This is a genomic window from Streptomyces sp. JLSY215 (genome assembly GCF_059682825.1).
This window is the reverse complement of sequence record NZ_CM185022.1, coordinates 6,508,574-6,535,223: the sequence shown is the minus strand read 5'-3', so window position 1 is coordinate 6,535,223 and position 26,650 is coordinate 6,508,574. Positions and strand designations below refer to the sequence as shown.

The 26,650-nt window shown below is 71.5% G+C and carries 26 protein-coding genes; 7 read left to right on the top strand and 19 right to left on the bottom strand.

What is annotated here, in order from left to right; all coding sequences use genetic code 11:
- Positions 1-151: 151 nt before the first annotated feature.
- Positions 152-2,131 carry an NAD-binding protein gene (locus AC5677_RS29170; protein WP_497196795.1) on the bottom strand — a complete coding sequence of 660 codons (1,980 nt, stop codon included), beginning with the start codon at positions 2,129-2,131 and terminating at the stop codon, positions 152-154.
- Between the two features lie 353 nt (positions 2,132-2,484).
- Here AC5677_RS29170 and AC5677_RS29165 point away from each other — a divergent pair, with 353 nt between their 5' ends.
- Together AC5677_RS29165 and AC5677_RS29160 are read left to right on the top strand one after the other, a co-directional pair.
- Positions 2,485-3,153 carry a potassium channel family protein gene (locus AC5677_RS29165; protein ID WP_403511427.1) on the top strand — a complete coding sequence of 223 codons (669 nt, stop codon included), beginning with the start codon at positions 2,485-2,487 and terminating at the stop codon, positions 3,151-3,153.
- The gene (locus tag AC5677_RS29160) at positions 3,150-3,821 is read left to right on the top strand and encodes a potassium channel family protein (protein ID WP_030062961.1); all 672 of its coding nucleotides are present in this window, start codon (positions 3,150-3,152) and stop codon (positions 3,819-3,821) included. The genes AC5677_RS29165 and AC5677_RS29160 overlap by 4 nt, the downstream gene beginning before the upstream one ends.
- 67 nt (positions 3,822-3,888) lie before the next feature.
- On the opposite strand, the gene AC5677_RS29155 is transcribed toward AC5677_RS29160, so the two are convergent.
- The 4 genes from AC5677_RS29155 to AC5677_RS29140 all read right to left on the bottom strand — a co-directional run bounded on the left by AC5677_RS29155 (position 3,889) and on the right by AC5677_RS29140 (position 8,673).
- Positions 3,889-4,746 carry a DUF3159 domain-containing protein gene (locus AC5677_RS29155; protein WP_497190869.1) on the bottom strand — a complete coding sequence of 286 codons (858 nt, stop codon included), beginning with the start codon at positions 4,744-4,746 and terminating at the stop codon, positions 3,889-3,891.
- A gap of 3 nt (positions 4,747-4,749) precedes the next feature.
- Positions 4,750-5,148, bottom strand: coding sequence for an OB-fold nucleic acid binding domain-containing protein (locus tag AC5677_RS29150; RefSeq protein WP_497190868.1), 399 nt, complete (start codon positions 5,146-5,148; stop codon positions 4,750-4,752).
- Between the two features lie 197 nt (positions 5,149-5,345).
- Positions 5,346-6,029, bottom strand: coding sequence for a response regulator (locus AC5677_RS29145; protein ID WP_403511437.1), 684 nt, complete (start codon positions 6,027-6,029; stop codon positions 5,346-5,348).
- Between the two features lie 88 nt (positions 6,030-6,117).
- Positions 6,118-8,673, bottom strand: a complete 2,556-nt coding sequence (locus tag AC5677_RS29140; protein ID WP_497190867.1) for a DUF4118 domain-containing protein — start codon at positions 8,671-8,673, stop codon at positions 6,118-6,120.
- Positions 8,674-8,884: 211 nt separating this feature from the next.
- Here AC5677_RS29140 and AC5677_RS29135 point away from each other — a divergent pair, with 211 nt between their 5' ends.
- Positions 8,885-9,415: a GNAT family N-acetyltransferase gene (locus AC5677_RS29135; protein ID WP_497190866.1), complete on the top strand. Its 531-nt coding sequence runs from the start codon at positions 8,885-8,887 to the stop codon at positions 9,413-9,415.
- A 103-nt stretch (positions 9,416-9,518) separates the two neighbouring features.
- Here the strand turns inward: AC5677_RS29135 and AC5677_RS29130 are convergent, their stop codons facing one another.
- Positions 9,519-10,814 (bottom strand): MFS transporter, encoded by a 1,296-nt coding sequence (locus tag AC5677_RS29130; RefSeq protein WP_497190865.1) that lies wholly within the window; start codon positions 10,812-10,814, stop codon positions 9,519-9,521.
- Positions 10,815-10,968: 154 nt separating this feature from the next.
- Between AC5677_RS29130 and AC5677_RS29125 the strand changes: the two genes are divergently transcribed.
- Entirely contained in the window at positions 10,969-11,322 is a 354-nt protein-coding gene (locus AC5677_RS29125; protein WP_497190864.1) for an ArsR/SmtB family transcription factor, read from the top strand.
- Between the two features lie 151 nt (positions 11,323-11,473).
- On the opposite strand, the gene kdpC is transcribed toward AC5677_RS29125, so the two are convergent.
- The 7 genes from kdpC to AC5677_RS29090 form a co-directional block, all read right to left on the bottom strand.
- Positions 11,474-12,136 carry a potassium-transporting ATPase subunit KdpC gene (gene kdpC, locus AC5677_RS29120; RefSeq protein WP_497190863.1) on the bottom strand — a complete coding sequence of 221 codons (663 nt, stop codon included), beginning with the start codon at positions 12,134-12,136 and terminating at the stop codon, positions 11,474-11,476.
- 21 nt (positions 12,137-12,157) lie between these two features.
- Positions 12,158-14,302, bottom strand: coding sequence for a potassium-transporting ATPase subunit KdpB (gene kdpB / locus AC5677_RS29115; protein WP_497190862.1), 2,145 nt, complete (start codon positions 14,300-14,302; stop codon positions 12,158-12,160).
- Positions 14,299-15,975 carry a potassium-transporting ATPase subunit KdpA gene (kdpA, locus tag AC5677_RS29110; RefSeq protein WP_497190861.1) on the bottom strand — a complete coding sequence of 559 codons (1,677 nt, stop codon included), beginning with the start codon at positions 15,973-15,975 and terminating at the stop codon, positions 14,299-14,301. Before kdpA ends, kdpB begins: the two co-directional genes overlap by 4 nt.
- A 7-nt stretch (positions 15,976-15,982) precedes the next feature.
- Positions 15,983-16,072 carry a K(+)-transporting ATPase subunit F gene (gene kdpF / locus AC5677_RS29105; RefSeq protein ID WP_016575741.1) on the bottom strand — a complete coding sequence of 30 codons (90 nt, stop codon included), beginning with the start codon at positions 16,070-16,072 and terminating at the stop codon, positions 15,983-15,985.
- A gap of 327 nt (positions 16,073-16,399) precedes the next feature.
- Positions 16,400-17,167: a DUF3710 domain-containing protein gene (locus AC5677_RS29100; protein WP_497190860.1), complete on the bottom strand. Its 768-nt coding sequence runs from the start codon at positions 17,165-17,167 to the stop codon at positions 16,400-16,402.
- Position 17,168: 1 nt separating this feature from the next.
- The gene (gene dut / locus AC5677_RS29095) at positions 17,169-17,690 is read right to left on the bottom strand and encodes a dUTP diphosphatase (protein ID WP_467943237.1); all 522 of its coding nucleotides are present in this window, start codon (positions 17,688-17,690) and stop codon (positions 17,169-17,171) included.
- The gene (locus AC5677_RS29090) at positions 17,687-18,289 is read right to left on the bottom strand and encodes a PaaI family thioesterase (protein ID WP_497190859.1); all 603 of its coding nucleotides are present in this window, start codon (positions 18,287-18,289) and stop codon (positions 17,687-17,689) included. The genes dut and AC5677_RS29090 overlap by 4 nt, the downstream gene beginning before the upstream one ends.
- A 58-nt stretch (positions 18,290-18,347) precedes the next feature.
- Here AC5677_RS29090 and AC5677_RS29085 point away from each other — a divergent pair, with 58 nt between their 5' ends.
- Positions 18,348-18,791 carry a DUF3093 domain-containing protein gene (locus tag AC5677_RS29085; protein ID WP_497190858.1) on the top strand — a complete coding sequence of 148 codons (444 nt, stop codon included), beginning with the start codon at positions 18,348-18,350 and terminating at the stop codon, positions 18,789-18,791.
- 29 nt (positions 18,792-18,820) lie between these two features.
- On the opposite strand, the gene AC5677_RS29080 is transcribed toward AC5677_RS29085, so the two are convergent.
- From AC5677_RS29080 to AC5677_RS29065, 4 genes are all read right to left on the bottom strand, one after another.
- Entirely contained in the window at positions 18,821-19,669 is an 849-nt protein-coding gene (locus AC5677_RS29080) for a hypothetical protein (protein WP_497190857.1), read from the bottom strand.
- A 14-nt stretch (positions 19,670-19,683) separates the two neighbouring features.
- Positions 19,684-19,986 carry a DUF4193 domain-containing protein gene (locus tag AC5677_RS29075; RefSeq protein WP_016575747.1) on the bottom strand — a complete coding sequence of 101 codons (303 nt, stop codon included), beginning with the start codon at positions 19,984-19,986 and terminating at the stop codon, positions 19,684-19,686.
- 567 nt (positions 19,987-20,553) lie between these two features.
- Positions 20,554-21,828, bottom strand: coding sequence for a sensor histidine kinase (locus tag AC5677_RS29070; protein WP_497190856.1), 1,275 nt, complete (start codon positions 21,826-21,828; stop codon positions 20,554-20,556).
- Positions 21,829-21,834: 6 nt separating this feature from the next.
- Complete coding sequence (locus AC5677_RS29065) at positions 21,835-22,488, bottom strand: response regulator transcription factor (protein ID WP_030062975.1); 654 nt, start codon at positions 22,486-22,488, stop codon at positions 21,835-21,837.
- Between the two features lie 316 nt (positions 22,489-22,804).
- Here AC5677_RS29065 and AC5677_RS29060 point away from each other — a divergent pair, with 316 nt between their 5' ends.
- Entirely contained in the window at positions 22,805-22,981 is a 177-nt protein-coding gene (locus AC5677_RS29060; RefSeq protein WP_400071878.1) for a hypothetical protein, read from the top strand.
- A 120-nt stretch (positions 22,982-23,101) separates the two neighbouring features.
- Here the strand turns inward: AC5677_RS29060 and AC5677_RS29055 are convergent, their stop codons facing one another.
- Complete coding sequence (locus tag AC5677_RS29055; RefSeq protein ID WP_497190855.1) at positions 23,102-23,959, bottom strand: inositol monophosphatase family protein; 858 nt, start codon at positions 23,957-23,959, stop codon at positions 23,102-23,104.
- A 78-nt stretch (positions 23,960-24,037) separates the two neighbouring features.
- Entirely contained in the window at positions 24,038-25,192 is a 1,155-nt protein-coding gene (locus AC5677_RS29050; protein ID WP_497190854.1) for a ferrochelatase, read from the bottom strand.
- Between the two features lie 186 nt (positions 25,193-25,378).
- Here AC5677_RS29050 and AC5677_RS29045 point away from each other — a divergent pair, with 186 nt between their 5' ends.
- Complete coding sequence (locus tag AC5677_RS29045) at positions 25,379-26,638, top strand: MFS transporter (RefSeq protein WP_497190853.1); 1,260 nt, start codon at positions 25,379-25,381, stop codon at positions 26,636-26,638.
- Positions 26,639-26,650 lie beyond the last annotated feature (12 nt).

Genomic DNA, 26,650 nt, shown 5'->3' with positions numbered 1-26,650 from the left:
GGCTCCTGGGTGGCCTGTATCGGCCCTATCAGCCCTCTCGGCCGTGTGCCCGGATAGCCGGAATCGTCCCGTGTCCGGGGTGGGCGGTACCGGCCCCGGTCCCCGGTCCGGGGTGGGCGCTGTCGGCCCCGGTCCGGGACGGCCGCCGTGTTCAGCCGCGCCGGGCGGCGTCGGCGGGGCGCGGCCGCCGGGCCAGCAGATCGCCGAGCCCCTCCCGGGTGGCGGCCAGCAGCACCCGGTCCTGGGGCCGCAGGACGTATCCGTCGCCCAGTTCGTGGACCAGGTGCGCCGGCTCGCGCTCCGCGGCCGGCTTCGACGCGCCCGGGACGGCGTCCGGCTGCGCCTCGGCGGGCGCGGAGGTGTCCACGGCCAGCACCCGCAGCCGCCCCGGCCGCAGCACGTCTGCGACCGTACGGCCCTCCAGGGCGGCATGGCCGCGCACCTCGACGCGGGCCACCAGCACCACCCGGCGCTCGACCGGAATCGCGCCCAGGATCTGGCGGCCCATCATCGCGCCGGCGAAGGCGGGCGCCGCCAGAAAGGAGGTGCTGCGGCTGCGGGTCAGCGCATGCGGGTGGGCGGCGCGCAGGGTGCGGTAGACGACGGTGGCGAACCGGTCGTCGAACAGCCGCAGCGTCACCCGCAGCCGGGGCTTGACCGAGCGGGCGTAGAGGGCGGCCTCCAGGTTGGTGGTGTCCTCACTGGTCAGCGCGAGCAGGGTGTGCGCCCGGTCGACCTTCGCGGCCTCCAGGACGCCCTCGTCGGTGACGTCCCCCAGGACGGTGGGCACCCGCAGCCGACGGGCCAGCGCGATGCCCCGCGCCTCGGGGTCGGCCTCGATGCACACCACCGGGACGCCCAGTTCGTGCAGCCGGTTCAGCACCCGGGTGCCGACCTTGCCGAGCCCGAGCAGCACCACGTGCCCGGACAGCCCGCGCGGCGGACGGCGCAGTGCGGAGGCGCTGCGGAAGGTGCCCAGGCCCTCGAACGCCGCGGCGACCAGCACCGGCAGCAGCAGCATCCCGGTGAGCCCGGACAGCAGTTGGATGATCTTGCGGGGCGTCGACTCGCCGATCGCCGGGTCGTCGATGGCGAAGAGATCGAGGAGGGTGAGGTAAGCGGCGTGCAGCGGCTTTTCGCCGGTGGCGAGGGTGGAGGCGACGGCCAGCGCGAGTACGGCGCCGACGACACCGGCCAGCGACCAGCGCAGCCGCCGCGAGAAGAGGGAGGCGAGCGGGGCACCCCGGCCGCGCAGAAGGCGCGGGCGCACCGTCCGCCCTGTATAGGAGACGGTTTCCAGGACGATGGTCTGACGCCCGTCGGCCGCCGCGGCCGTCGCGTCGTCCGGCAGCAGCACCGGGCCCTCGTCGGCGGCCGCCGAACCGGGCGCCGGCACCGGGCCGTTGACGGCGGCCGGATCGGTGGCCGACGCGGAGAGCACCGCGAGGGCGCACAGCCCCGGGTCGGCCGGCCGCCCCGGAGAGGCCGGCGGGCGCTCCACGGCGCGCAGCAGCAGCCCGTCCGCCTCGATGACCTTGCTTGTCCCGGCGACCGCGGTGGCGGCCAGCGCCGGGGCGACCGTGTCGGCGTCGGACAGCACGGTCGTGGAGGCGTCGGTGCCGCCCACGTCCGCGCCGCCCGGGGAGGTGACCGTCGCCGCCTGGTCGAGCAGCGCCTCCAGGTGCTGGCCCAGTTTCCGGTTGTAGAGCCGGATCACCAGCCGCAGCCGGGGGTTGAGGCGGCGGGCGCGCAGCGCGGCGTGGATGTTGAGCTCGTCGTCGTCGTAGACCAGCGCCAGCGCGCCCGCCTCGGCGATGCCCGCCGCCGTCAGCACGGCGTCGTCGGCCTCGGCCGCCTCCAGGATCCGTACCGGCTCCTCCGCCGTCTCGTCGCCGTCGTCCGCCCCGGCGGCCGGCGCCGGGTCGTTCGCCGGCACCGGGGTACGCGCCACCACCGCCGACACCCTCCCGAGCAGCGCCGTGGCCCGGCCGAGCGCGCGGGCCGGCGGCGGAATCCGGGGCCGGTGCGGCTCCCGGGCGGAGGGGACCACGAGTGTCACCCGTTCGCGATAGACGTCCTTGAGTTCCGCGGCGAGCCGGTGCGCTAGCGCATCGTCACCACAGACCACCATGTGAGGGGCGTAGGAGCCCTGTTGGGGCTGCTGAGGCAGGTTGGGCACACCTCGTAGCGTGCCTTACGGGTACCGAGCGGCGCAGCCCGGCGCGCATTGCCGGCGCACCGCCCACCCGGCACCGCATCCGGCCGGGGCCTACCGCGCCCCTTACCGGGGACGGCATTACGGCTACGGTTGTACCGGACCGCGCTGCGCCCAACGCGCCCGTTGACGCGCACGAGGTCCCGGTCGCGAGCCGTAGCTTCGCGACCGCGAGCAGTGGCCGCGTGTCGCCGGCACTCGGAGAAGAAAGAGTTGAGCAGGGTGTTTGGGCAGGTCAGCGCGCTAATTCAGGGCACGGGGTAATCAGCATGCACATCGTCATCATGGGGTGCGGTCGCGTGGGCTCCGCGCTCGCGCAGACCCTGGAGAGCCAGGGGCACACGATCGCGGTGGTCGACCAGGACCCGACCGCCTTCCGTCGCCTGGGCTCCACCTTCGGCGGCCGCCGGGTGACCGGCGTCGGCTTCGACCAGGACACCCTGCGCGAGGCCGGCATCGAGGAGGCGGGCGCCTTCGCCGCCGTCTCCAGCGGCGACAACTCCAACATCATCGCCGCCCGGGTGGCCCGCGAGATGTTCGGCGTCGAGAATGTCGCGGCCCGCATCTACGACCCGCGCCGCGCCGAGGTCTACCAGCGCCTGGGCATCCCCACCGTCGCCACCGTCCGCTGGACGGCCGACCAGATGCTGCGCCGGCTGCTGCCCTCGGGCGCCGAGCCGATGTGGCGCGACCCCAGCGGCGGCGTCCAGCTCGCCGAGGTGCACACCTCCCCGGCCTGGGTCGGCCACAAGATCAGCAAGCTGCAGGAGGAGACCGGCGTCCGCGTCGCCTTCCTCACCCGGCTGGGTGAGGCGATGCTGCCGACCTCGCAGACGGTGCTGCAGGAAGGCGATCTGGTGCACGTCATGATGCGCACCGACGAGGTCGAGAAGGTCGAGGCGGCATTCGCCACGGGGCCCGAGGAGGCGCACGCATGAGGGTCGCGATCGCGGGGGCCGGCGCGGTGGGCCGTTCCATCGCCGGTGAGCTGCTGGAGAACGGCCACGAAATCCTGCTCATCGACAAGGCGCCGACCGCCATCTCGGTCGAGCGGGTGCCGCTTGCGGAGTGGCTGCTGGCCGACGCCTGCGAGATCACCTCGCTCGACGAGGCGGCGCTGCAGCGCTGCAACGTCGTCATCGCGGCGACCGGCGACGACAAGGTCAACCTCGTCGTCTCGCTGCTCGCCAAGACCGAGTACGGCGTGCCCCGGGTCGTCGCCCGGGTCAACAACCCCAAGAACGAGTGGCTCTTCAACGAGTCCTGGGGCGTCGATGTCGCGGTCTCCACGCCGCGCCTGATGTCGGCCCTGGTCGAGGAGGCGGTGAGCGTCGGCGATCTCGTGCGGCTGCTGCGCTTCAGCCACGGCGACGCCAACCTCGTCGAGCTCACCCTGCCCCCGGAGGCCGCACTGGCCGGGACCCGGGTCGGCGATGTGGAGTGGCCCGAGGACACCTCCCTGGTGACGATCATCCGCGGTACGCGGGTGCTCACCCCCAACAAGGAGGACGCCCTGGAGGCGGGCGACGAGCTGCTGTTCGTGGCCGCCCAGTCGCGCGAGGAGCAGCTGGAGGATCTGCTGTCGGTGCGGCGGACGGACGCCTAGCAGCGCCGGACACACGCCGGGGCCCGGGAACCAAGCGGTTCCCGGGCCCCGGCGTTTCGGTGGTGCCTCAGCGGCGGTGGCGCGGCCCCTGCGGGCGCTCGGCGGCCTCCGCGGCGGCCTCGTCCGCGAAGCCCTGGAAGACGTCGTCGGCGACCGCCCCCAGGATCTGGCGCTCCTTCGCGGCCTCGCGCTCCGCCTTCTCGGCCTTCTCGCGCTCCTCCTCCGCCTCCATCTCGGCGAAGACGTCGATCGGCGGCGGCGCCTTCGTCAGGAAGACCCAGGTGAGCCAGACCGCAGCCAGGAACGGCGGCAGCTTCAGCGCCACCAGCACCCAGCCGAGGTGCTCGGTGTCGCCCCACCAGTACAGCGGGAAGAGGATCGCGCACTTGGCGAGCAGGATCAGTCCCCAGGCCCAGCTGGCCTTGGCGTAGGCCTTCTTGCGGCCCGGGTTGCGGGTGCGCCAGGAGAGGTTCTCCTTGAACACCGGGCCCAGGATCAGCCCGATCAGGGGGACGCCCGCGAGCGTGGTGACGATATAGGCGAGGGCCAGCCCGAGGGTGTAGAGCATGCCCGGCAGATAGAAGTTCTTGGCGTTGCCGGTCATCATCGCGAAGACCACGCCGAAGGCCACCCCGAAGACGCCGCTGAAGGCGTGCTTGACTGTGTCCCGGCGGACCAGACGTACGGCGGTGAGCACCAGGGCGACGGCCAGCGCGGCGATCGCCGAGATGTGCAGGTCCTTGTTGACCGTGAAGATCGCGACGAACAGCAGGCCGGGGAGAACGGTCTCCACCGTGCCGCGGATGCCGCCGAAGGCCTCGAAGAGCGCCTTCTCGGTCACCGCCCTGGCGTCGGCGTCCGGGGCGGCGCCGGCAGCGGGGTCGGTGGTCGGTCGGTCGGTGGTCGGTCGGTCGTGAGACGTCACCGGCTACTCCTGTCCGAGCGGTCGGAGTTCGTACTTCGGGTTGAAGAGCACTCGGCGTCCGTGACTCATGGAGACCCGGCCCCAGGCGATGAGCTTACGGCCCGGCTCTATCCCGACGATGGAGCGGCGGCCGAGCCACACCACGTCGAGGGCCGCGGAGCCGTCGAACAGCTCCGCCTCCAGCGCGGGCACACCGGCGCGGGGCCGCAGCGTGACATGCCGCAGGGTGCCGGTGACCTTGACTATCTGGCGGTCGTCGCAGTCACAGATGCGCGTACACCCCGTCGCCTCCGTGTCCTGCTGCAGCTCGGCACTCTGCAGCTCCTCCTCGGAGGACGACAGCCTGTCGAGCATCCGGCGGAAGCGTCCGGCCGGCTTCTCGGATCGGGTCCCAGCACTCATAACCCCAGCGTACCGGTGGCCCCCACCGCGGATCACGAGCCGCTCGGCAACCTCGTGGCGCCGTGCTGCGGCGCCCGGCAACGGCGGACCCCCGGCCCGCCCCCGCTCCTCACTGCTCGAACCGGTACCCCATCCCCGGCTCCGTGATGCCGCATCCCCCGGGGACAACCCCCGGACCCCCGGCCCGCCCCCGCTCCTCACTGCTCGAACCGGTACCCCATCCCCGGCTCCGTGATGAAGTGCCGCGGGTGCGAGGGGTCCCTCTCCAGCTTGCGGCGGAGCTGGGCCATGTAGACCCGCAGATAGTTGGTCTCGGTGCCGTACGAGGGGCCCCACACCTCCTGGAGCAGCTGCTTCTGGCTGACCAGGCGGCCCTGGTTGCGGACCAGGACCTCCAGCAGGTGCCACTCGGTGGGGGTGAGGCGGATGTCGCGGCCGCCGCGGTTGACCTTCTTCGCGGCGAGGTCGACGGTGAAGCCGTCCGTCTCGACGATCACCTCGTCCTCGGCCGGCCCGGTGGGCTCAGCCCGGCGGACCGCGGCCCGCAGCCGGGCCAGCAGCTCGTCCATGCCGAACGGTTTGGTGACGTAGTCGTCCGCCCCCGCGTCCAGCGCCTCGACCTTCTCGTCCGAGGTCTGCCGGGCGGAGAGCACCAGGATCGGCACCCGCGTCCAGCCGCGCAGCCCCTTGATCACCTCGACGCCGTCCATATCGGGCAGCCCGAGGTCGAGGACGATGACGTCGGGGTGGCGGGCTGCGGCGAGCTTGAGGGCGGTGGCCCCGTCGGGGGCCGCGTCCACCTCGTACTTGCGCGCCTTCAGATTGATCACGAGGGCGCGGACGATCTGCGGCTCGTCATCGACCACAAGCACCCGGTTCACTGGCGTTCTCCCCTTTGGTTACGGTCTCTCGGTCCCCGTCGGGCCGTGCCCGCGGGGGAAGTGGTGGGGGTGGTCCGGACGGCCGTGCTCATGTGATGGCCTCGGCCGGAAGATCGGGGCGGACCGGGGGTCGGCCGGCCGCGGCCTGCAGGGTCAGCACCATGGTCATACCGCCTCCCGGGGTGTCCTCGGCGGCGAGCGTGCCGCCCATCGCCTCCGCGAAGCCGCGGGCCACGGCGAGGCCGAGCCCCACTCCTGCGCCGCGCGGGGCGTCCCCGTAACGCTGGAAGGGCTCGAAGATCCGGTCCTTGGCACTGTCGGGGACGCCCGGCCCGCGGTCGGCGATCCGCAGTTCCACCCGGTCGCCGAGCGCGCTGGCCGAGACCAGCACCGCCGCACCGTCCGGGCTGTATTTCACGGCGTTCTCGACGAGATTGGCGACGGATCGTTCCAGCAGCCCCGGGTCGACGGCGACGATCGGCAGCTCCTCGGGGATGTCGAGGGTGACGCTGCCCTCCGGTACGCCGCCGAGCGCCATCGGGACCACCTCGTCGAGGTCGATCTCGCGGATCAGCGGGGTGACCGTGCCGGTCTGCAGCCGTGACATGTCCAGCAGGTTGCCGACCAGGTGGTCGAGCCGGTCGGCGCCCGCCTCGATGCCCGCCAGCAGCTCCGCCTCATCCTCCGGGGACCAGGCGACGTCGTCGGAGCGCAGGGACGTCACGGATGCCTTGATGCTCGCGAGCGGGGTCCGCAGATCGTGGCTGACCGCGGCCAGCAGCGCCGTCCTGATCCGGTTGCCCTCGGCCAGCTCGCGGGCCCGCTCGGCCTCGCCCACCAGCCGCTGCCGGTCCAGTACGACGGCGGCCTGGGCGGCGAACGCGGCCAGTACCCGCCGGTCCTCCGCGGGCAGCACCCGGCCGGTCAGCGCCAGCGCCATGTGGTCGCCCACCGGCATGTCGACATCGGCGTCCTCGGGGCGCAGCAGCGGCTCGCCGTCCCGGGAGTCGCCGGCGCGGCCCGCACACGTCCACGGGTCGACGTCGCCGGCCCGCTCCAGCAGTACCACCGTGTCCATGCCGAAGGTCTCGCGTACCCGCTCCAGCAGGGCGTCCAGGGCCGTCTCGCCGCGCAGCACGCTGCCCGCCAGGAAGGAGAGGATCTCCGACTCGGCGCGCAGCCGGGCGGCCTGGTGGGTGCGGCGGGCGGCGAGGTCCACGACGGAGGCGACCGACACCGCCACCGCGAAGAAGATCACGATGGCGACGATGTTCTTCGGGTCACTGACCGTGAGGGTGTGGGTGGGCGGCGTGAAGTAGAAGTTCAGCAGCAGCGAGCCGACCGCGGCCGACGCCAGCGCCGGCAGCTGCCCGCCGAGCAGCGCCGCGACGACGGTCAGGAAGAGGAAGAGCAGGACGTCGTTGGCCAGCCCGGGGCCGTTCGTGAGGCCGGTGAGCAGCAGCGAGAGCAGTGCCGGACCGGCCACGCCGACCAGCCAGGCGGCCACGATCCGGGCCCGGCCCAGCCGCGCCCCGCGCGCCACCGGCAGCCCCCGGCCCTTGGCCACCTCGTCGTGCGTCACGATGTGCACGTCGAGGTCGGGTCCCGAGTCGCGGGCGACCGTGGCCCCCACACCCGGCCCGAAGACGTACTGCCAGGCCTTGCGGCGACTCGACCCGAGGACGATCTGCGTGGCGTTCACACCGCGCGCGAACTCCAGCAGGGCGAGCGGGATGTCGTCCCCGATGACGTGATGGAACGTACCGCCCAGGTCCTCCACCAGCGTGCGCTGGACGGCGAGTTCCTTGGGCGAGGCCGACGTCAGCCCGTCGCTGCGGGCGATGTAGACGGCGAGCACCTCGCTGCCCGAGCCCTTCGCCGCCATGCGGGCCGCGCGGCGGATCAGCGTACGGCCCTCGGGGCCGCCGGTCAGCCCGACGACAATGCGCTCGCGCGCCTGCCAGGTGGAGCGGATCGAGTGCTCCGCGCGGTACTCCTGCAGATATTCGTCCACCCGGTCGGCGACCCACAGCAGCGCCAGCTCGCGCAGCGCGGTGAGATTGCCCGGCCGGAAGTAGTTGGACAGGGCGGCGTCGACCTTGTCGGACTGGTAGATGTTGCCGTGCGCCATCCGGCGGCGGAGCGCCTGTGGCGACATGTCGACCAGTTCGATCTGGTCGGCGCGGCGGACGACTTCGTCGGGAACGGTCTCCTGCTGACGCACGCCCGTTATCGACTCGACGACGTCACCGAGCGATTCGAGATGCTGGATGTTGACGGTCGAGATCACATTGATCCCGGCTTCCAGCAGCTCCTCGATGTCCTGCCAGCGCTTGCCGTTGCGCGATCCGGGGATGTTGGTGTGCGCCAGCTCGTCGACCAGTGCCACGGCCGGCCGCCGTTCCAGTACCGCGTCCACGTCCATTTCGGTGAAGGACGTACCGCGGTACTCCAGCTCCCGGCGCGCGATGTGCTCGAGCCCGTGCAGCATCACCTCGGTACGCGGGCGGCCATGGTGCTCGACGAAGCCCACCACGACATCCGTACCGCGCTCCATGCGCCGGTGCGCCTCGGACAGCATCGCGTACGTCTTGCCGACGCCCGGTGCCGCGCCGAGATATATCCGTAGCTTGCCGCGTGCCATGGCCCCATTGTCTTACGTGAAGGCCGCCCCCACCGGGCTGGACCTGCTCCGACCCTACAGACCCCACAGGCGGACAAAAGCCGCAGGTGGCGGCTCCGGATGCGGTTTTGACGCGACTCTGATACGCGGGTCGCCGATACCCCGGTCACCGCGCCGCGGGGCACCGTAAAACTCCGTCGCCCGGGCGCGCACCGGCTGCGAGGATGCCCGTATGGCCGAGTTGCACACCGCTCATACCTCCACCCTGGACACCGCCACCCTCGGGGCGGCCCGCATCCTCCTGTACGACGTGTTCGACGACATGACCGCGGAGGACTGGGAACACTCGCTCGGCGGTATCCATGCACTGATCCATGAGGACGGCGAACTCATCGGCCATGCGGCCGTCGTCCAGCGCCGGTTGCTGCACGGCGGCCGGGCGCTGCGCTGCGGCTATGTGGAGGGCGTCGGCGTCCGCGCGGACCGCCGCGGCCGGGGCCACGGCGCCGCCATGATGGAGGCACTGGAGCGGGTGATACGCGGCGCCTACGACCTCGGCGCACTGGCCGCCTCCGAGGACGCCGCGGACTTCTATGCGGCGCGCGGCTGGCAGTTGTGGCGCGGCTGCTCCTGGGCCCTGACGCCGGACGGCATCCGGCGCACCCCCGACGAGGACGGCTGCCTCTACGTCCTGCCGACGGCGGCCGCCGTCGACCTCGACGCGGACCTTGGCTGCGACTGGCGGGAGGGCGACGTCTGGTAGCTCCGGCCCTCCCGGCCGGCGCCCCTACGGCCTGCGGGCCGGCGGGCCGTCGGCGCGGGCGTGCCCTTGAGCCGGGGGCCCGCCCTGGCGGCGGGCCGCCGGCTCAGCGTGCGGCGGGGGCGGCGCCTTCGGAGGCGGTGGGCGCCGGGCTCCCGGAGGGCGCGTCGCCGTCGCGGGAGGGGCCCGGCGCCGCGGGCCGGCGGCCGGCATCGGCTCCCCCGTTCGTGCCCGCCTCCGCGCCCGCGTCCGTCCCCGCGCGGGGCGCGCTCCGGCGCGTGCTGACGGCCGACAGCCCCAGCGCGACGAGCATCAGCGCGGCCGAGACGAGCGGGAACCAGCGCTCGCCGAGCACGGTGAGCGCGAGGCTGCCGGCGCCGCCCGCGGCGGCCATACCCAGGTAGAGAGCGCTGCTGTTGAGGGAGATCAGCAGCGGCGCGTTGGGCGGGTCGAGGGATGCCAGGCGGTGCGGCAGCGCGACGGCGACGGGCCAGGCGGCGAGCGGAGCGAGCGCGGCGTAGATCAGCGCGCCGGTCATCGTGGTCGCGGCCCAGGGCAGGGCGAGGTACATCGTCGCGGCCAGTGCGCCGCCGGTGAGCAGGACGATGCGTACCCCCAGGCGGTCCACGGCCCGGCCGCCCAGCCAGTTGCCGGCGACCGAGGCGATGCCGGAGACGAGCATGATCAGGCTGAGCCGGCCGGCGTCGCCGCCGGTGGCCGGGCGTACCGCCGTGCCGAGGAAGATGTAGACCAGGTTGATGGCCAGGAAGAACGTCAGGGTGGTGACGGCGGCTCCCTGGACGCGGCGATCGCGCAGCGGGGCGAGGCGGGCGCGCAGGCCGGGCGCGGCGCCGGGGGCCGGCAGGTCGCGCAGCAGGAGGGCGAGGCCGAGGAACGCGGCGGCCCCCAGGACCACCACCAGCCACATCGTCAGCCGCCAGTCGGTGCGGCCGAGGTAGGTGCCCAGGGGCACGCCGAGCGCGGTGGCCACCGTCATTCCGCCGAGGACGGTGGCCAGTGCGCGGCCGCGCCGCTCGGGCGGTACGAGGGTGGTGGCCACGGCGTTGGCGGTGGGGGTGTAGAGCGCGGCGCCGGCCGCCGCCAGCACCCGAGTGGCCAGCAGGACGGGGTAGTTGGGTGCCACGGCGCTGAGCGCATTGGCCACGGTGAAAACGGTGAGCGCGACCAGCAGCACACCGCGGCGCGGCCATCTGGCGACGGCGGTCGCGAGCACCGGGGCGAGCACCGCGTAGGACAGGGCGAAGACGGTGACCATCTGACCGGCCGCCGGGACGGAGACGCCCAGGTCGTGGGCCACGAGGCCGAGGATGCCGGCCATGACCATGGAATCGGTGCCCATGGCGAACGTACCGAGGGCGAGCAGTAACAGACGAAGACGCACGGAGGTCCTTCCCAGCGCGGAGGGGAGAGGCCGGATAAGTTTGACGTGCGTCAAACAATAGAGATTGTTGGATGATTGTCAAACAATTGGGGAGCGGGGGTCCGGAGGGAAATTAGGCTGAGCGGTTGCAGAGCGGCGACGGAAGGAGGCCCCGGTGAGCGGCGGCGCTGCGGGTGACGGCGAGGGTGTGCTGCTGGAGCAGCCGGAGACCGCGGACATCGAGCTGGTGAAGGTGCTGCATGCGCTCGGGGATCCGACGCGGCTGCATCTGCTGCGGATCTACGCGAGCGGCGACCAGTACGACTGCTCGTCGCAGCGGCTGGGACTCGCCCATCTGCACAAGTCAACGGTGTCGCACCATATGCGGATCATGCGCGAGGCCGGGATCACCTCCACGCGGGCCGTCGGGCGCAACCGCTATGTGCAGCTGCGCCGCGCCGACCTCGACGCACGGTTTCCCGGGCTGCTGGCGGCATTGCTGACGACCCTTCAGGACGAAGCCCTTTGAGGTCGAGGTCCTTTGAGAGGTCCTTCAGGAGGGCGCCCTCCCCGGCACCGTACGTAGGCACGCGCGCCCTCCTCGGCCGTAGGTAACGGCATACAGCGCGGCGGGCGGCCCCGGGGAGGATCTCCCCGGAGCCGCCCGCCGCGACGGCCACTCAGCCCTGGCTCCGCACCAGCCCCTTCAGGGCGATGTTGAGCTCGAGGACGTTCACCCGCGGTTCGCCCAGGAAACCCAGGGCGGGACCGTCGGTGTGCTCCTTGACCAGCTGCGCCACCTTGCCGGCGGGGAGGTGGTTCTCCTTGGCCACCCGGGCCGCCTGCAGCCGGGCGTACTCCGGTGAGATGTCGGGGTCGAGGCCGGAGCCGGAGGACGTCACCGCATCCGCCGGGACCTTCGACTCGGGCACCCCGTACGTCGTGGCGACCCACTTCTTGCGTTCCCGCACCGCCTTGATCAGGTCGGTGTTGGTGGCGCCCAGGTTGGAGGCGCCGGAGACCTGGAGGTCGTACTGCGTGTTGACGCCGTTGGTCTTGTTGCTGCCCAGTCCCGCCGACGGGCGCGGCTGGAAGAACCTCAGGTCCGGGACGGGGTTTCCGGCCTTGTCCTGGCCCTTGTCGTAGCGCTGGCCGATCAGCGAGGAGCCGACGACCTTGCCGTCGGACTTCACCTCGGAGCCGTTGGCCTTGCCGGGGAACGCCGCCTGCGCCACTCCGGTGACCACCAGCGGGTAGATGACCCCGCAGACCACGGTCAGTACGAGCAGGGCGCGCAGCCCCGCCCCGATCAACCGGGCGGTGTTGCTTACGGAGTTGTTCATGTCGGTCACCAGCTCCTTAAGTCAGTGCAGCCCGGGGATGAGAGAGATGAGCAGGTCGATGAGCTTGATGCCGATGAAGGGGGCGATCAGGCCGCCGAGCCCGTAGACGGCGAGGTTCCGCCGCAGCATCTTGTCGGCGCTGACCGGCCGGTACTGCACGCCCTTGAGGGCGAGCGGCACCAGCGCGATGATGATCAGCGCGTTGAAGATGATCGCGGAGAGGATCGCGGAGTTGGGGCTGGACAGCCGCATGATGTTGAGGGTGTCCAGGCCCGGGTAGGCCACCGCGAACATCGCCGGGATGATCGCGAAGTACTTCGCGACGTCATTGGCGATCGAGAAGGTCGTCAGCGCGCCACGGGTGATCAGGAGCTGCTTGCCGATCTCGACGATCTCGATGAGCTTGGTCGGGTTGGAGTCCAGGTCCACCATGTTCCCGGCCTCCTTGGCGGCCGAGGTCCCGGTGTTCATGGCCACGCCGACATCCGCCTGCGCCAGCGCCGGAGCGTCGTTCGTCCCGTCGCCGGTCATCGCGACCAGCTTGCCGCCCGCCTGCTCCCGCTTGATCAGCGCCATCTTGTCCTCGGGCGTGGCCTCCGCGAGGAAGTCGTCCACCCCCGCCTCGTCCGCGATCGCCTTCGCCGTCAACGGGTTGTCACCCGTGATCATCACGGTCTTGATGCCCATCCGGCGCAGCTCGTCGAACCGCTCGCGCATGCCGTCCTTGACGACGTCCTTGAGGTGGATGACGCCAAGGACGCGGGCGCCCTTGTCGTCCTCGACGGCCACCAGCAGCGGCGTGCCGCCGGCCTGCGAGATCGCGTTGCTCAGCGTGTCGGCGTCGTCGGCGACGCTGCCGCCGCGCTCGGTGACCCAGGCGATGACCGAACCCGAGGCGCCCTTGCGGACCTTGCGGCCGTCCACGTCCACACCCGACATACGGGTCTGGGCGGTGAACGGCACCCACTCGGCGCCCGTCAGCTCACCCTGGTGGCGCTCGCGCAGCCCGTACTTCTCCTTGGCCAGGACGACGATGGAGCGGCCCTCGGGCGTCTCGTCGGCCAGCGAGGAAAGCTGCGCGGCGTCCGCGACCTCCGCCTCGGTCGTCCCGCGGACGGGCACGAACTCGGCGGCCTGGCGGTTGCCCAGGGTGATGGTGCCCGTCTTGTCGAGCAGCAATGTCGATACATCGCCTGCCGCTTCGACGGCGCGCCCGGACATCGCGAGCACATTGCGCTGGACGAGCCGGTCCATACCGGCGATGCCGATGGCCGACAGCAGCGCACCGATCGTCGTCGGGATCAGGCAGACCAGCAGCGCGAGCAGCACGATCATGGGCTGTTCTGCGCCCGCGTAGATCGCGAACGGCTGGAGGGTGACGACCGCCAGCAGGAAGACGATGGTGAGCGACGCGAGCAGGATGTTCAGCGCGATCTCGTTGGGGGTCTTCTGCCGTGCGGCGCCCTCGACGAGGTTGATCATCCGGTCGATGAAGGTCTCGCCCGGCTTCGTCGTGATCTTGATGACGATGCGGTCGGAGAGCACCTTCGTCCCGCCGGTGACGGCCGAGCGGTCGCCGCCCGACTCCCGGATCACCGGGGCCGACTCGCCCGTGATCGCGGACTCGTCCACCGACGCCACACCTTCGACGACGTCGCCGTCACCCGGAATGATGTCGCCGGCCTCGCAGACGACCAGGTCACCGATGCGCAGCTCGGTACCGGGGACCTGCTCCTCCGTCGCACCGTTCAGCCGGCGCGCCACGGTGTCGGTCTTGGCCTTGCGCAGGGTGTCGGCCTGCGCCTTGCCCCGGCCCTCGGCGACCGCCTCCGCGAGGTTCGCGAAGACGACCGTCAGCCACAGCCAGGCGGCGATCGCCCAGCCGAACCAGTCCGAGGGGGACTTGACGGCGAAGATCGTGGTCAGCACGGAGCCGACCTCGACGACGAACATCACGGGGGACTTGACCATCACCCGCGGGTCGAGCTTGCGTATCGCGTCCGGGAAGGACTTGACCAGCTGCTTGGGGTCGAAGAGCCCGCCGCCCACGCGGCCGTCGCCGGGCTTGTGCCCGCTGGGAACGTCCTGGTGCGGAGCGCGAGTCGGAGTTGCTGTCGAACTGGAGGCCATGGAGCCGGGCCCTTCCGGTTTCACGGGGGCGGTCATGACAGGCCCTCCGCCAGCGGCCCGAGGGCCAGCGCCGGGAAGTACGTCAGACCGGTGATGATCAGGATCGTGCCGACGAGCAGCCCGGCGAAGAGCGGCTTTTCGGTACGCAGGGTGCCCGCGGTTTCCGGGATCGGCTTCTGCTCGGCGAGCGAGCCGGCCAGCGCGAGCACGAACACCATCGGCAGGAAGCGGCCGAGCAGCATCGCCAGACCGATCGTGGTGTTGTACCAGGGCGTGTTGGCGTTCAGTCCGCCGAAGGCGGAGCCGTTGTTGTTGGCACCGGAGGTGAAGGCGTAGAGCACCTCGGAGAAGCCGTGCGAACCGGCGCCCATGGCCTTGGTGTTGAGAATCGAGCCCAGCGCGTCCGGCAGCACCATGGACGCGGCGGTGAAGCCGAGCACCAGGGTGGGCGTGATGAGGATGTAGCAGGCGGCGAGCTTGATCTCGCGGGTGCCGATCTTCTTGCCGAGGTACTCGGGCGTACGGCCGACCATCAGGCCGGCGATGAACACCGCGATGATCGCCATGACGAGCATGCCGTAGAGGCCGGATCCCACACCGCCGGGCGCGATCTCACCCAGCATCATGCCCAGCAGCTGGATGCCGCCGCCGAACGCCGTGAACGAGGAGTGGAACGAGTCCACCGCTCCGGTGGAGGTCAGGGTGGTGGCCACGGAGAAGATCGCGGAGCCACCGACACCGAACCGGGTCTCCTTGCCTTCCATGGCGGCGCCCGCGGCCTGCAGGGCCGGGCCGCCGTGCGCGAACTCGGTCCACATCATCAGGGCGGTGAAGCCGAGCCAGATGATGCCCATCGTGGCGAGGATCGCGTAGCCCTGCTTCACGTTCCCGACGAGCTTGCCGAAGGTGCGGGTCAGCGCGAACGGGATGACCAGGATCAGGAAGATCTCGAAGAGGTTGGTGAAGGCGGTGGGGTTCTCGAAGGGGTGGGCGGAGTTGGCGTTGAAGTAGCCGCCTCCGTTGGTGCCCAGCTCCTTGATGACCTCCTGGGAAGCCACCGCGCCGCCATTGGTCTGCTGGGCACCGCCCATGAACTGTCCGACCTCGTGGATGCCGGAGAAGTTCTGGACGGCACCGCAGGCCACCAGGACGATGGCGCCGACGACGGAGATCGGGACGAGGATCCGTACGGTGCTGCGGACCAGGTCGGCCCAGAAGTTGCCGAGGTCGCCCGTGCGGGACCGGGCGAAGCCGCGGACGAGGGCGATCGCGACGGCCATACCGGTGGCCGCGGAGACGAAGTTCTGCACCGCGAGGCCGGCGGTCTGCACGACGTGGCCCATGGCCTGCTCGCCGCTGTAGGACTGCCAGTTGGTGTTGGCGACGAAGGACGCGGCGGTGTTGAACGCCTGGTCCGGGCTGATCGCGGCGAAGCCGAGGGACAGCGGCAGGCCACCCTGGAGGCGCTGCAGGAGGTAGAGGAAGAGCACACCCGCCGCGGAGAAGGCCAGGACGCCGCGCAGGTAGGCGGGCCAGCGCATCTGGGCGTCCGCGTTGGCGCCGATGCAGCGATAGATGATCTTCTCGACGCGAAGGTGCTTGGGGGAACTGTAGACGGCGGCCATGTAGTCGCCGAGCGGACGGTACGCCAGGGCCAGCGCCGCGACGAGCGCTATCAGCTGGAGCACACCTGCAAGAACGGGGCTCATCTAGTGCTCAGAACCTCTCCGGGAAGACGAGGGCGAGGACCAGATATCCGAGCAGGGCGACGGCAACGATCAGGCCGACGATGTTCTCGATGGTCACAGCTTCGTCACCCCCTTGGCGACGAGAGCCACCAGCGCGAAGACCGCGACCGTGACAACGACGAAGGCCACGTCGGCCATCGTGTGCTCCTAGATGGATGGGGAGATGAGGACCCCCAAAGCAAAGCGTCCTTCCGACGTCGCACGACCGCCGTTGACGTCTCCCTTACGGCCATTAGCGCTCTGTTGACGATTTTCATACGCGTTCCGACCTGACCTGCACAAACACCGAGGGCCCGCACCCCCTCAACGGGGATACGGGCCCTCATGACCCTCACTGTTCCGGCCGACCTCGGCGCACTCCGTGCGCCCGCCGGCCGGGGATGTGTCAGCGGATCTCGGTGATCTCCGGACCGCGCTCCAGGCGCTCCACGCCACCACCGAAGCGCGACCCTCCGGCCGCATCCTGCTGCACACCGTCCGGCACCATCTGGGCGTCGTCCGGCAGCTTCAGGACGATCGGGTCGCGCGGCGCCATCGGCGCCTCGCCACGGACGATCACGGTGTCCCGGAAGATGTGCTCCAGCACCCCGGCGGCCTGCGGCTGCACCGCGCCCTGCCCGGAGATCACACCGCGCAGGAACCACCTGGGGCCGTCGACGCCGACGAACCGCACGACCTGCACGCCGTTCGTCCCGTCCGGCAGCTGCACGGGGACCTGGGCGCGCAGCTCCCAGCCCAGCGGGCCCTCGACCTCGTCGATGGCACCGCCCTGCTGGGTGATGCCGGAGGCGATCTCCTCGCGGACCTCGCCCCAGATGCCCTCGTTCCTGGGGGCGGCGAAGGCCTGCAGCTGTACGGCGCTGTCCTGCAGCACCACGGTCGCGGCGACGATCGCGTCCCCGGCGACCTCCACCCGCAGCTCCATGCCCTCGACCCCGGGCACGAACAGCCCGCCGAGGTCCACCCGGCCCTCGCCGGGCTCCTTGACCTCCGACGAGTCCCAGGGGCCGTCGGGGCGCGGCGCGGGCGGGAGACCGATCCGCTGATCGCTCGCCTCGTCCTCGTCGGCGTCGCTCACCGCTGCCTCCTCGGCGAGCGCGGTGTCCTGCGCCGGCTCCTGGCGAGCCTCGTTCTTCTTGCGACGTCCGAACACGTCACTGTCCTTCCCGGTCGGCACCGACCGATGCGTATCCATTCCCGCCCGTGGACCCACCCACCGCCGCATGACCGCCGGTGGAACCGAATCCCCCCTCGGCCCGCGCCGAGCCGGGAAGTTCCGCCACCTCGTGGAAGCGCACCTTCTCGACCTGCTGGACGACCAGTTGGGCGATCCGGTCGAATCTCTCGAACCGCACGCTCTCGCGCGGGTCCAGATTGACCACGATCACCTTGATCTCCCCACGGTACCCGGCATCGACCGTCCCGGGGGCATTCACCAACGCCAGGCCGCACCGGGCGGCGAGACCCGAGCGGGGATGCACGAAGGCGGCGTACCCGTCGGGCAGCGCGATCGACACCCCGGTGGGGAGCACGGCGCGCTCCCCCGGCGCCAGCTCGGCGGCCTCGGTGGTCACCAGATCCACGCCCGCGTCGCCGGGATGCCCGTACGACGGAACGGGCACCTCCGGATCCAGCCGCCGCAGCAGCACATCCACCGGATTCCGTACCTGACTCACGGGTTCACCTCGAAGGCACGCGCTCGCTTGACCTGGTCCGGGTCGGCCATCGCCGCCTGGATCTCCTCGGTCCGTCCGTTGTCGATGAAGTGGTCGACCTTCACCTCGATGAAGACGGCCTCCGCGCGGACCGCGACCGGGCCGTCCGGCCCGCCTATCCGGCCCTCGGCCGACGAGTAGATCTTCCGCCCGGCCACCGCCGTGACCCGCGCGTCCAGGTGCAGCACCGTGCCCAGCGGCACCGGCCGCACGAAGTCCGTCTCCAGCCGGCCGGTCACCGCGATCACCCGCAGCAGCCAGTTCAGCGAGCCGAGCGTCTCGTCCAGCGCGGTGGCCAGCACGCCGCCGTGCGCCAGGCCCGGTGCGCCCTGGTGGGCCTCCTTGACCGTGAACTCCGCCCGTACGCTGACACCGTCACCGGCCCGCGCCTCCAGGTGCAGACCGTGCTGCTGGCCGTCGCCGCAGCCGAAGCAGCGGTCGTAGTGCGCGCCGAGGAGTTCGCCGGGCGCCGGCGCCTCCGGATGCCGCACCGGAGCGACGGCGTCCTTCGGTGGCGTCAGCCGCGGCGCCTCCGACCTCGTTCTGTCAGTTCCACTCACGAGTGCAGACCCTACCCGCGCGCGTAACGGGCCCGCGCCGCCGTGCCAAGCTGGAGCCATGCAGTCGTACGAAGAACGCCTCACCGCGCCCCGGTCCTGGTGGGTGATCGCCACGCTGATCGGCGTCGCCTGCGCCCTGATGCTGCTCCCGCTGGGGACGCTGCCGATGCTCGGCGGGCTGATCGGCGGCGCGGCGCTCGCCGCGGTGGCGGTGAGCTCGTACGGCTCGGCGCGGATCCGGGTGGTGGGCGACTCGCTGATCGCGGGTGACGCGAAGATCCCGGTGACGGCGCTGGGTGAGGCCCAGGCGCTGGACGCCGACGAGGCGATGGCCTGGCGTACGCACAAGGCCGATGCGCGGGCGTTCATGCTGCTGCGCGGCTACATCCGTACCGCGGTGCGGGTGGAGATCACCGACCCCCAGGACCCGACGCCGTACGCGTATCTCTCGACGCGCGAGCCGGAGCGTCTGGTGGCGGCGCTGGCGGCCGTACGCGCCTGACGGAGCGGCGTCCGGCCTTGCGGGGCCCCTCAGGGCCGTACGGAGTCCGGAAGGGCGTCCCACGGGACCTGGCTGCGGCGCAGGTCCTTGCGGATCTTGTCGGCCAGCCGTGCCGTGTCGCGGCGGTTCATGAACGCGCCCACGGCGGCGCCCACCAGGAACGGCATGAGGTTGGGAAGGTTGCGCAGCGTGCGCTTCATGACCTGCCGGCGCAGTTCGCGGCGCATCTGCACACCCAGCGCGACGTCCAGTGTCGCGGGGTTGGTGATCTCGATGCCCCGCTCCTCCGTCCAGGAGGTCAGTGTGGCCAGCGCGCGCTGCCGGCGATTCCCCCGGGGCCGCAGGCCGTAGACCTCGTGCAGCTCGGCGATCAGCTTGAGCTCCACGGAGGCGACGCCGACGATCTCGGCGGTCAGCTCGTACAGGATGGCGGGCGGTGCGGGCAGCATCGCCGCCGCGCCCACGCCCGCACCGACGGTGGCGGTGCCCTTGCAGGCACTCTCGATCAGCTTGTCCGCCAGCTCCTCGGGGGTCAGGCCGGGGAACTGCGCGCGCAAGGTCGCAAGGTCGCGGACCGGGATGCGCGGGGCGGTGTCGACGATCCGGTCGGCGATGGCGGCGAGCCGTGCCCGCGCGCCGACGCGGCCGGTCCGGGCACCGCGGACGGCCGTGGCCGCGAGCGAGGCCATGCGGCCTCTCCCCCGCTCTCGGCTTCGCTCGAGCGGGCGGTGCCCCCACTGCGGTGTGCCGGTCGTCCGCTCCGCGGGCAGGGCGGTCGGGTCGGCGGGCACGGGCGCGTTGTCTCCGCGTGATCGTGCGCCGGCCGCCGGACCTTTCTCGCCCCTTGGTCCCTTACGGAACGGGTTCACGCCTGGCACGGCGTCGGCCGTTCTCAGGCCGCGCAGTCGCGGCAGATCGGGTTGCCGTTCTTGTCCTCCGCGGCCAGCTGGCTGCGGTGGTGGACCAGGAAGCAGCTCATGCACGTGAACTCGTCCTGCTGCTTGGGCAGCACGCGCACAGCGAGCTCTTCGTTGGACAGGTCGGCGCCGGGCAGTTCCAGGCCTTCGGCCTGCTCGAACTCGTCGACGTCGACGGCCGAGGCGGACTTGTCGTTCCGCCGCGACTTCAGCTCCTCGATGCTGTCCTCGTTGAGGTCGTCATCGGTCTTGCGTGGGGTGTCGTAATCCGTAGCCATTTTCGCTCTCCCCCTCTGGGTGTCTGCGGTGTCTCAGCGCTCGTAACGCGTGAGAGGCCGGACTTGTGCCCGACCTGAGGCGGAGATTTTGCCTCACATCAAGGTCTGTTACTCAATCGACACCCAACCGCACCCCTGAAGAGGTGATCGGTTTGGATGGCGATCAGGACCGTACACGGTCCGAAAGTCGCACCTCGCGCAGCCCATCACGTGTACTTCCCGTGATCAGGCCCCCGGGAAACCCGGATTTTCCCGGCTTTCCACCGGGTGTTTTGATCACTCACCGTAGATGGCCGGAAATTCGCGCCTGTGAGGGATCACACACGCTCCGGGCGCCGGGAGGGCCGGCCGAATTCCGCGCAAAGCGAACTCGGGCGAAGGATCCTCGGTCACCGCCCTTTTCGTCAAACTCGGAGGCGAGGCGGTGTGCGGCCGCCCAGCGGGCGATCATGCGTACACATGTCCGAAACCGTCGGCGGACGCGCGTAACGCCTCCAGCGGCCGCACAGCCCCTCGCACGGCCCCGCAGGGCGGCGGGCGACGACCGCCCGGCGCCCGGCGGCCGCCTCAGAGCGGCAGCACGACCCGCACCACCAGCCCGCCGCCCTCGCGCGGCTCGGCCGTGATCGTGCCGTCATGGGCACGCACCACCGAGCGCACGATGGACAGGCCGAGGCCCACGCCCTTGTCGCTGCCGGTGCGCTCGGTGCGCAGCCGCCGGAACGGCTCGAAGAGGTTCTCGATCTCGTAGGCCGGGACGACCGGTCCGGTGTTGGACACCACCAGGACCGCGCAGCCGGGCTGCGGCTCCGTACAGACCTCGACCCAGCCCCCCTCGGGGACGTTGTAGCGCACGGCGTTCTGCACGAGGTTCAGCGCGATGCGCTCCAGCAGGACGCCGTTGCCCTGGACGAAGACCTGCTTGCGGACCCCGCGCAGCTCCACGCCCTTGGAGTGCGCCTCCTGGCGGCCCTGGTCGACGGCCTGGGCGGCGACCTCGGACAGATCGACGGGTTTCTTGTCGACGACCTTGTTCTCGCTGCGGGCGAGCAGCAGGAGGCCCTCCACCAGCTGCTCGCTGCGCTCGTTCGTCGCCAGCAGCGTCTTGCCGAGCTGCGCGAGCTCGGGCGACGCGTCCGGGTCGGCGAGCTGAACCTCCAGCAAGGTGCGGTTGATCGCCAGAGGGGTCCGTAGCTCGTGCGAGGCATTGGACACAAAGCGGCGCTGCGACTCGAAGGCCCGGTCCAGGCGGTCCAGCATCTCGTCGAAGGTGTCGGCGAGCTCCTTGAGCTCGTCGTCGGGCCCGCCCAGCTCGATCCGCCGGTGCAGATCGGAACCCGCCACCCGCTGGGCGGTGCGCGTGATGCGCCCCAGCGGGGACAGCACCCGGCCTGCCATGGCGTAGCCGAAGGCGAAGGCGACGAGGGTCAGGCCGAGGAGCGCGAGAAGGGAGCGGTTGAGGAGGGTGTTGAGGGCCACCGCACGCTGGTGCCGGAGGCACTCGCCGACCGCGCCGTTGAGCTGGTCCACGTTGATCACGGAGGGGGACAGCCCGCGGCAGGTGGCGCTCTCGATCGTCAGCTCCTTCGCGCCCACGATCTTGAAGGGGGGCTGGTTTCCCACGCTGAGCGCGTCCGCGGCCAGCATGTAGATGATCGTCAGCAGCACGATGCCGGCCATCAGGAACATCCCGCCGTACAGCAGCGTCAGCCGTATCCGGATCGTGGGCCGCAGCCAGGGGAACGGCCGGATGTTGGCCGGTGGCCGGGGGTCCCACGTGGGCTTGGGCGGGGTGGCGGGTGGCGGCGTGTGCGCCTTGGAGAACGAAGGCAAGGAAGGCATCGCCGGTCAGATCCGGTATCCCGAGCCGGGGACGGTGACGATGACGGCCGGCTCGCCCAGCTTGCGGCGCAGCGTCATGACCGTGACCCGGACGACGTTGGTGAACGGGTCGGTGTTCTCGTCCCAGGCCTTCTCCAGGAGCTGCTCGGCCGAGACGACCGTGCCCTCGCTGCGCATCAGCACCTCCAGCACCGCGAACTCCTTCGGTGCGAGCTGGACCTCCTTGCCGTCCCGGAAGACCTCGCGGCGGTTGGGGTCCAGCTTGATGCCGGCCCGTTCCAGGACGGGCGGCAGGGCGACGGTCGTACGGCGCCCCAGGGCGCGCACCCGGGCCGTCAGCTCGGTGAACGCGAAGGGCTTGGGGAGGTAGTCGTCCGCGCCGATCTCCAGGCCCTCGACGCGGTCGCTGACGTCACCGGAGGCGGTGAGCATCAGGACGCGGGTGGGCATGCCCAGCTCGACGATCTTGCGGCAGACGTCGTCGCCGTGCACCAGCGGCAGGTCGCGGTCGAGGACAACGACGTCGTAGTCGTTGACCGCGATCCGCTCCAGGGCGGCAGCGCCGTCGTAGACCACGTCGACAGCCATGGCCTCCCGGCGTAGTCCGGTGGCCACCGCATCGGCGAGCAGCTGCTCGTCCTCGACGACGAGTACACGCACGTCGCTTGTCCTTCCTCAGGGCCCTTTGGGGCAGGGCACAACATCTCTCAGAGCCCTTCCATCCTGCCCCGAAGAGCCATAAACCGGCGGTAAGAGGGGGTGCGGAGGGTTTCAGAGCGGGCGCCGGATGCCGGATGGCCAGATTCCTGGACGGGTTGAGGTTTCCGTGAGGTTTGGGGTGGGGAGGACGTCTGCACACCCGCGATCACACCCTGTTGGCGTCATTTGGCGGCCGATCCACCGCAGGGACCACGCCGTGATCGACCCACCCGTCGGCACACCCCCGTGCCACCGACCCACGACGAGGGGGCGCACCATGGACGCGTTCACCGCAGGCATTCTGCAGCGCATAAAGAACACCGAAGCCGATCTGGACCGGGCCCGTGCGTCGGGCGACGACTTCCTCGCCGAGGTCGAGCAGGCAGAGCTTGAGGACCTGCAGCGTCTGGCCACCGAGCATGGCGTGGAGGTCGGCGCGGTCAGCAACGCCTGACCTCCCGGCCGTCCACGACGGGAGCGCCCCGGCACCGCAGGGCTGGTGCCGGGGCGCTTTCGTGCGTCTGTGGGCCCCTGCGTCGGTGGCCCCGTGCGTCGGTGGGCCCGTCGGCCGGGGTCAGTCGTGCCAGGCGCCGAGCTCGTCCAGGAGCGGCTGCAGCTGCCCGAAGAGGGCCGGTGAGGCCGCCAGGGTCAGCTCGCCGGAGGCGGCCCGGCCCGGACGGCCCCCGGTGAGCAGGCCGGCCTCCTCGGCGATCAGCACACCGGCCGCCAGGTCCCAGGGGTTGAGGCCGCGCTCGTAGTAGGCATCCAGCCGGCCGCAGGCCGCATCGCACAGGTCGATCGCGGCCGATCCCCCGCGCCGAATGTCGCGGACCTGCGGCAGCAGGGTGCGCACCACCTCCGCCTGGGCCGCCCGGCGCTCGGCGAGATAGCCGAAGCCGGTGGCGACCAGCGCCTGGGAGAGCGGCGGCGCGGGCCGGTGGCGGATGCGGACACCGTTGTTGAACGCGCCGCGGCCCCGGACGGCCTGGTAGGTCTCGCCGCGCATCGGGGCGGCGACGACGCCGACGACGGTCTCGCCGTCCTTCTCGGCGGCGATGGACACCGCCCAGGAGGGCAGGTCGTAGAGGTAGTTGACGGTGCCGTCGACGGGGTCGATGACCCAGCGGACCCCACTGGTGCCGTCGACGCTTGCCCCCTCCTCCCCCAGGAAACCGTCGTAGGGGCGGCGTTCGGCGAGGAAGGTGGTGATCAGCTTCTCGGAGGCGAGGTCCATCTCGGTGACGACGTCGATGGGGCTGCTCTTCGTGGCGGCGACGCCCAGGTCGGCGGGCCGGCCGTCGCGCAGCAGCGCCCCGGCGCGCCGGGCGGCCTCCAGGGCCAGCTCCAGGAGTTCGTCGTACAGGGCGGCGGTCTCGTCGGCCTCGCCGGTCTCAGCGGTGTGCGTCGGGTCGGAGTGCAGTGGGTCGGGCACGTTGCTCCTTGCTCAGGCGGGCGGTGGTCGGGGACGTACGGGGCGGGCGCTGCGGCGGCGCGGGTACGGCTTCGGGGCTTACGCCGGGGCCTGTGTGAGGGGACCCTGCCAGTCCGCGCCGGCGGCGGCCGGGCGGGGCGCACGGGCGGGACAGCAGCCGACCGGGCACAGGTCGTGGGAGGCGCCGAGGGCGCCCAGGGCGCAGCGCTCCGGGGAGCGGCCGCGCTCGGTGGCCGCCCGCTCCAGGAGGAGGTCGCGGACCGCCGCGGCGAACCGCGGGTCGGCGCCGACGGTGGCCGACCTGGCGACCGGCAGCCCCAGTTCGGCGGCCTTGGCGGTGGCCTCCGTGTCGAGGTCGTACTTGACCTCCATGTGGTCCGAGACGAACCCGATGGGGGCCATGACGACGGCGGCGGCGCCCTCGGCGTGCACCGTCTCCAGGTGGTCGCAGATGTCCGGCTCCAGCCAGGGGATGTGCGGGGCGCCGCTGCGGGACTGGTAGACGAGCCGCCAGGGGTGCTGCACGCCGGTCTCCGCATGCACGGCGGCGGCGATCTCGCGGGCGACGTCCAGGTGCTGGGCGACATAGGCGCCGCCCTCGCCGTCCGAGGTGTGCTCCGCGGGCGTGCCGGAGGCGTCGGCGGCGGCCGTGGGGATGGAGTGCGTGGTGAAGGCGAGGTGCGCGCCCTGGCGTACGTCCTCGGGCAGTCCGGCGAGCGAGGCCAGTACGCCGTCGATCATCGGGCGGACGAAGCCGGGGTGGTTGAAGTAGTGCCGCAGCTTGTCGACCTGCGGTACGGGCAGGCCCTCGGCCTTGAGGACGGCGAGCGCGTCGGCGAGGTTCTCGCGGTACTGCCGGCAACCGGAGTACGAGGCATAGGCGCTGGTCGCCAGGACGGCGATACGGCGATGGCCGTCGGTGACCATCGTGCGCAGGGTGTCGGTCAGATAGGGCGCCCAGTTGCGGTTGCCCCAGTAGACCGGCAGGTCCAGGCCGTGTTCGGCGAAGTCCTTGCGGAGCGCGTCGAGCAGCTCGCGGTTCTGGGCGTTGATGGGGCTGACGCCGCCGAACAGGAAGTAGTGCTGCCCGACCTCTTTGAGGCGCTCACGGGGGATGCCGCGGCCGCGGGTGACGTTCTCCAGGAAAGGGACCACGTCGTCGGGGCCTTCGGGACCTCCGAAGGACAGCAACAGCAGGGCGTCGTAAGGGCGGGGGTCGCGCTGTTCGGGCATGTCGCTGATCCTGCCACCTCCGCCGTGCCGCGGCGGGCGGACCCCCTGCGCGCCCTGGGCGAACGAGGGGCGGAAAACCCGGAGGCGGCCGGCGCCTGGCCACCCGTAAGCTGTATCGGCCCTAGTCGTTCCTTACCGGCTGTATTCCTCAGCGAATCTCGGTCCTCACCTGGCGGAGCACCCCCGTTGTCCAGTCCCTACCGCGCCATATTCGGCCGTCCCGGCACCAAGTCCTTCTCCGCCGCCGGGCTGCTGGGCCGGATGACGCTGTCGATGATGGGCATCGGCATCGTCACGATGATCTCCCAGCTGACCGGGCGCTACGGCCTGGCCGGGATGCTGTCCGCGACGATCGCGCTGTCGGCCGCCGCCATCGGCCCGCAGATCTCCCGGCTGGTGGACCGGCACGGCCAGCGGCGGGTGCTGCGCCCGGTCACCCTCGTCTCCCTCGTCGCGGTCGCCGGTCTTTTGCTGAGTGCGCAGCAGCGCTGGGCGGACTGGACGCTGTTCGTCTTCGCGGCGTGCGTGGGCTGTGTGCCGAGCGTGGGCTCGATGGTCCGGGCGCGCTGGGCGGAGATCTACCGGGGCTCGCCGCGGCAGCTGCACACCGCGTACTCGTGGGAGTCCATCGTCGACGAGATGTGCTTCATCTTCGGCCCGATCCTGTCCATCGGGCTGTCGACGTCCTGGTTCCCGGAGGCCGGGCCGCTGCTGGCGGCGGTCTTTCTGGCGGCCGGTGTCTTCTGGCTGACCGCGCAGCGCCGTACGGAACCGATGCCGCACCCGCGCGAACACCACACCAAGGGCTCCGCGCTGCGTTCGCGGGGGCTGCAGGTGCTGGTGCTGACGTTCGTGGCAACGGGGGCGATCTTCGGGGCGACCGATGTGGTGACCGTCGCCTTCGCCGAGGAGGTGGGCCACAAGTCCGCCGCCAGCCTGGTGCTGGCCGTCTATGCGCTCGGCTCGTGTGCGGCGGGCGCGGTCTTCGGGCTGCTGCATCTCAAGGGGCACCCGTCCCGCCGCTGGGTGGTGGGGGTCTGCGCGATGGCCGTGAGCATGGTGCCGCTCCAGCTGGTGAGCTCGCTGCCACTGCTGGCGCTCGCGCTGTTCCTGGCGGGGCTGTCCGTCGCGCCGACGATGGTGACCACGATGGCACTGGTCGAGGAGCATGTGCCGCAGGCGAAGCTGACCGAGGGCATGACGTGGACGAGCACCGGGCTCGCGGTGGGCGTCGCGCTCGGCTCGGCGGCGGGTGGCTGGGTCGTGGACGCCCTCGGGGCGGCCCGCGGCTATCTGGTGCCGGGCACGGCGGGTGTCCTGGCCGCGCTGGTGGCGTTCGCCGGCTACCGCAGACTGCGCCCGCAGCCGACGCCGCCGGAGCCGGGCACCCCGGTCGCCGGTCCGGCCCCGGCCGGCGTGCGGCGGAACGACGAGCCGGTCGGTTAGGCGCTGCCGTAC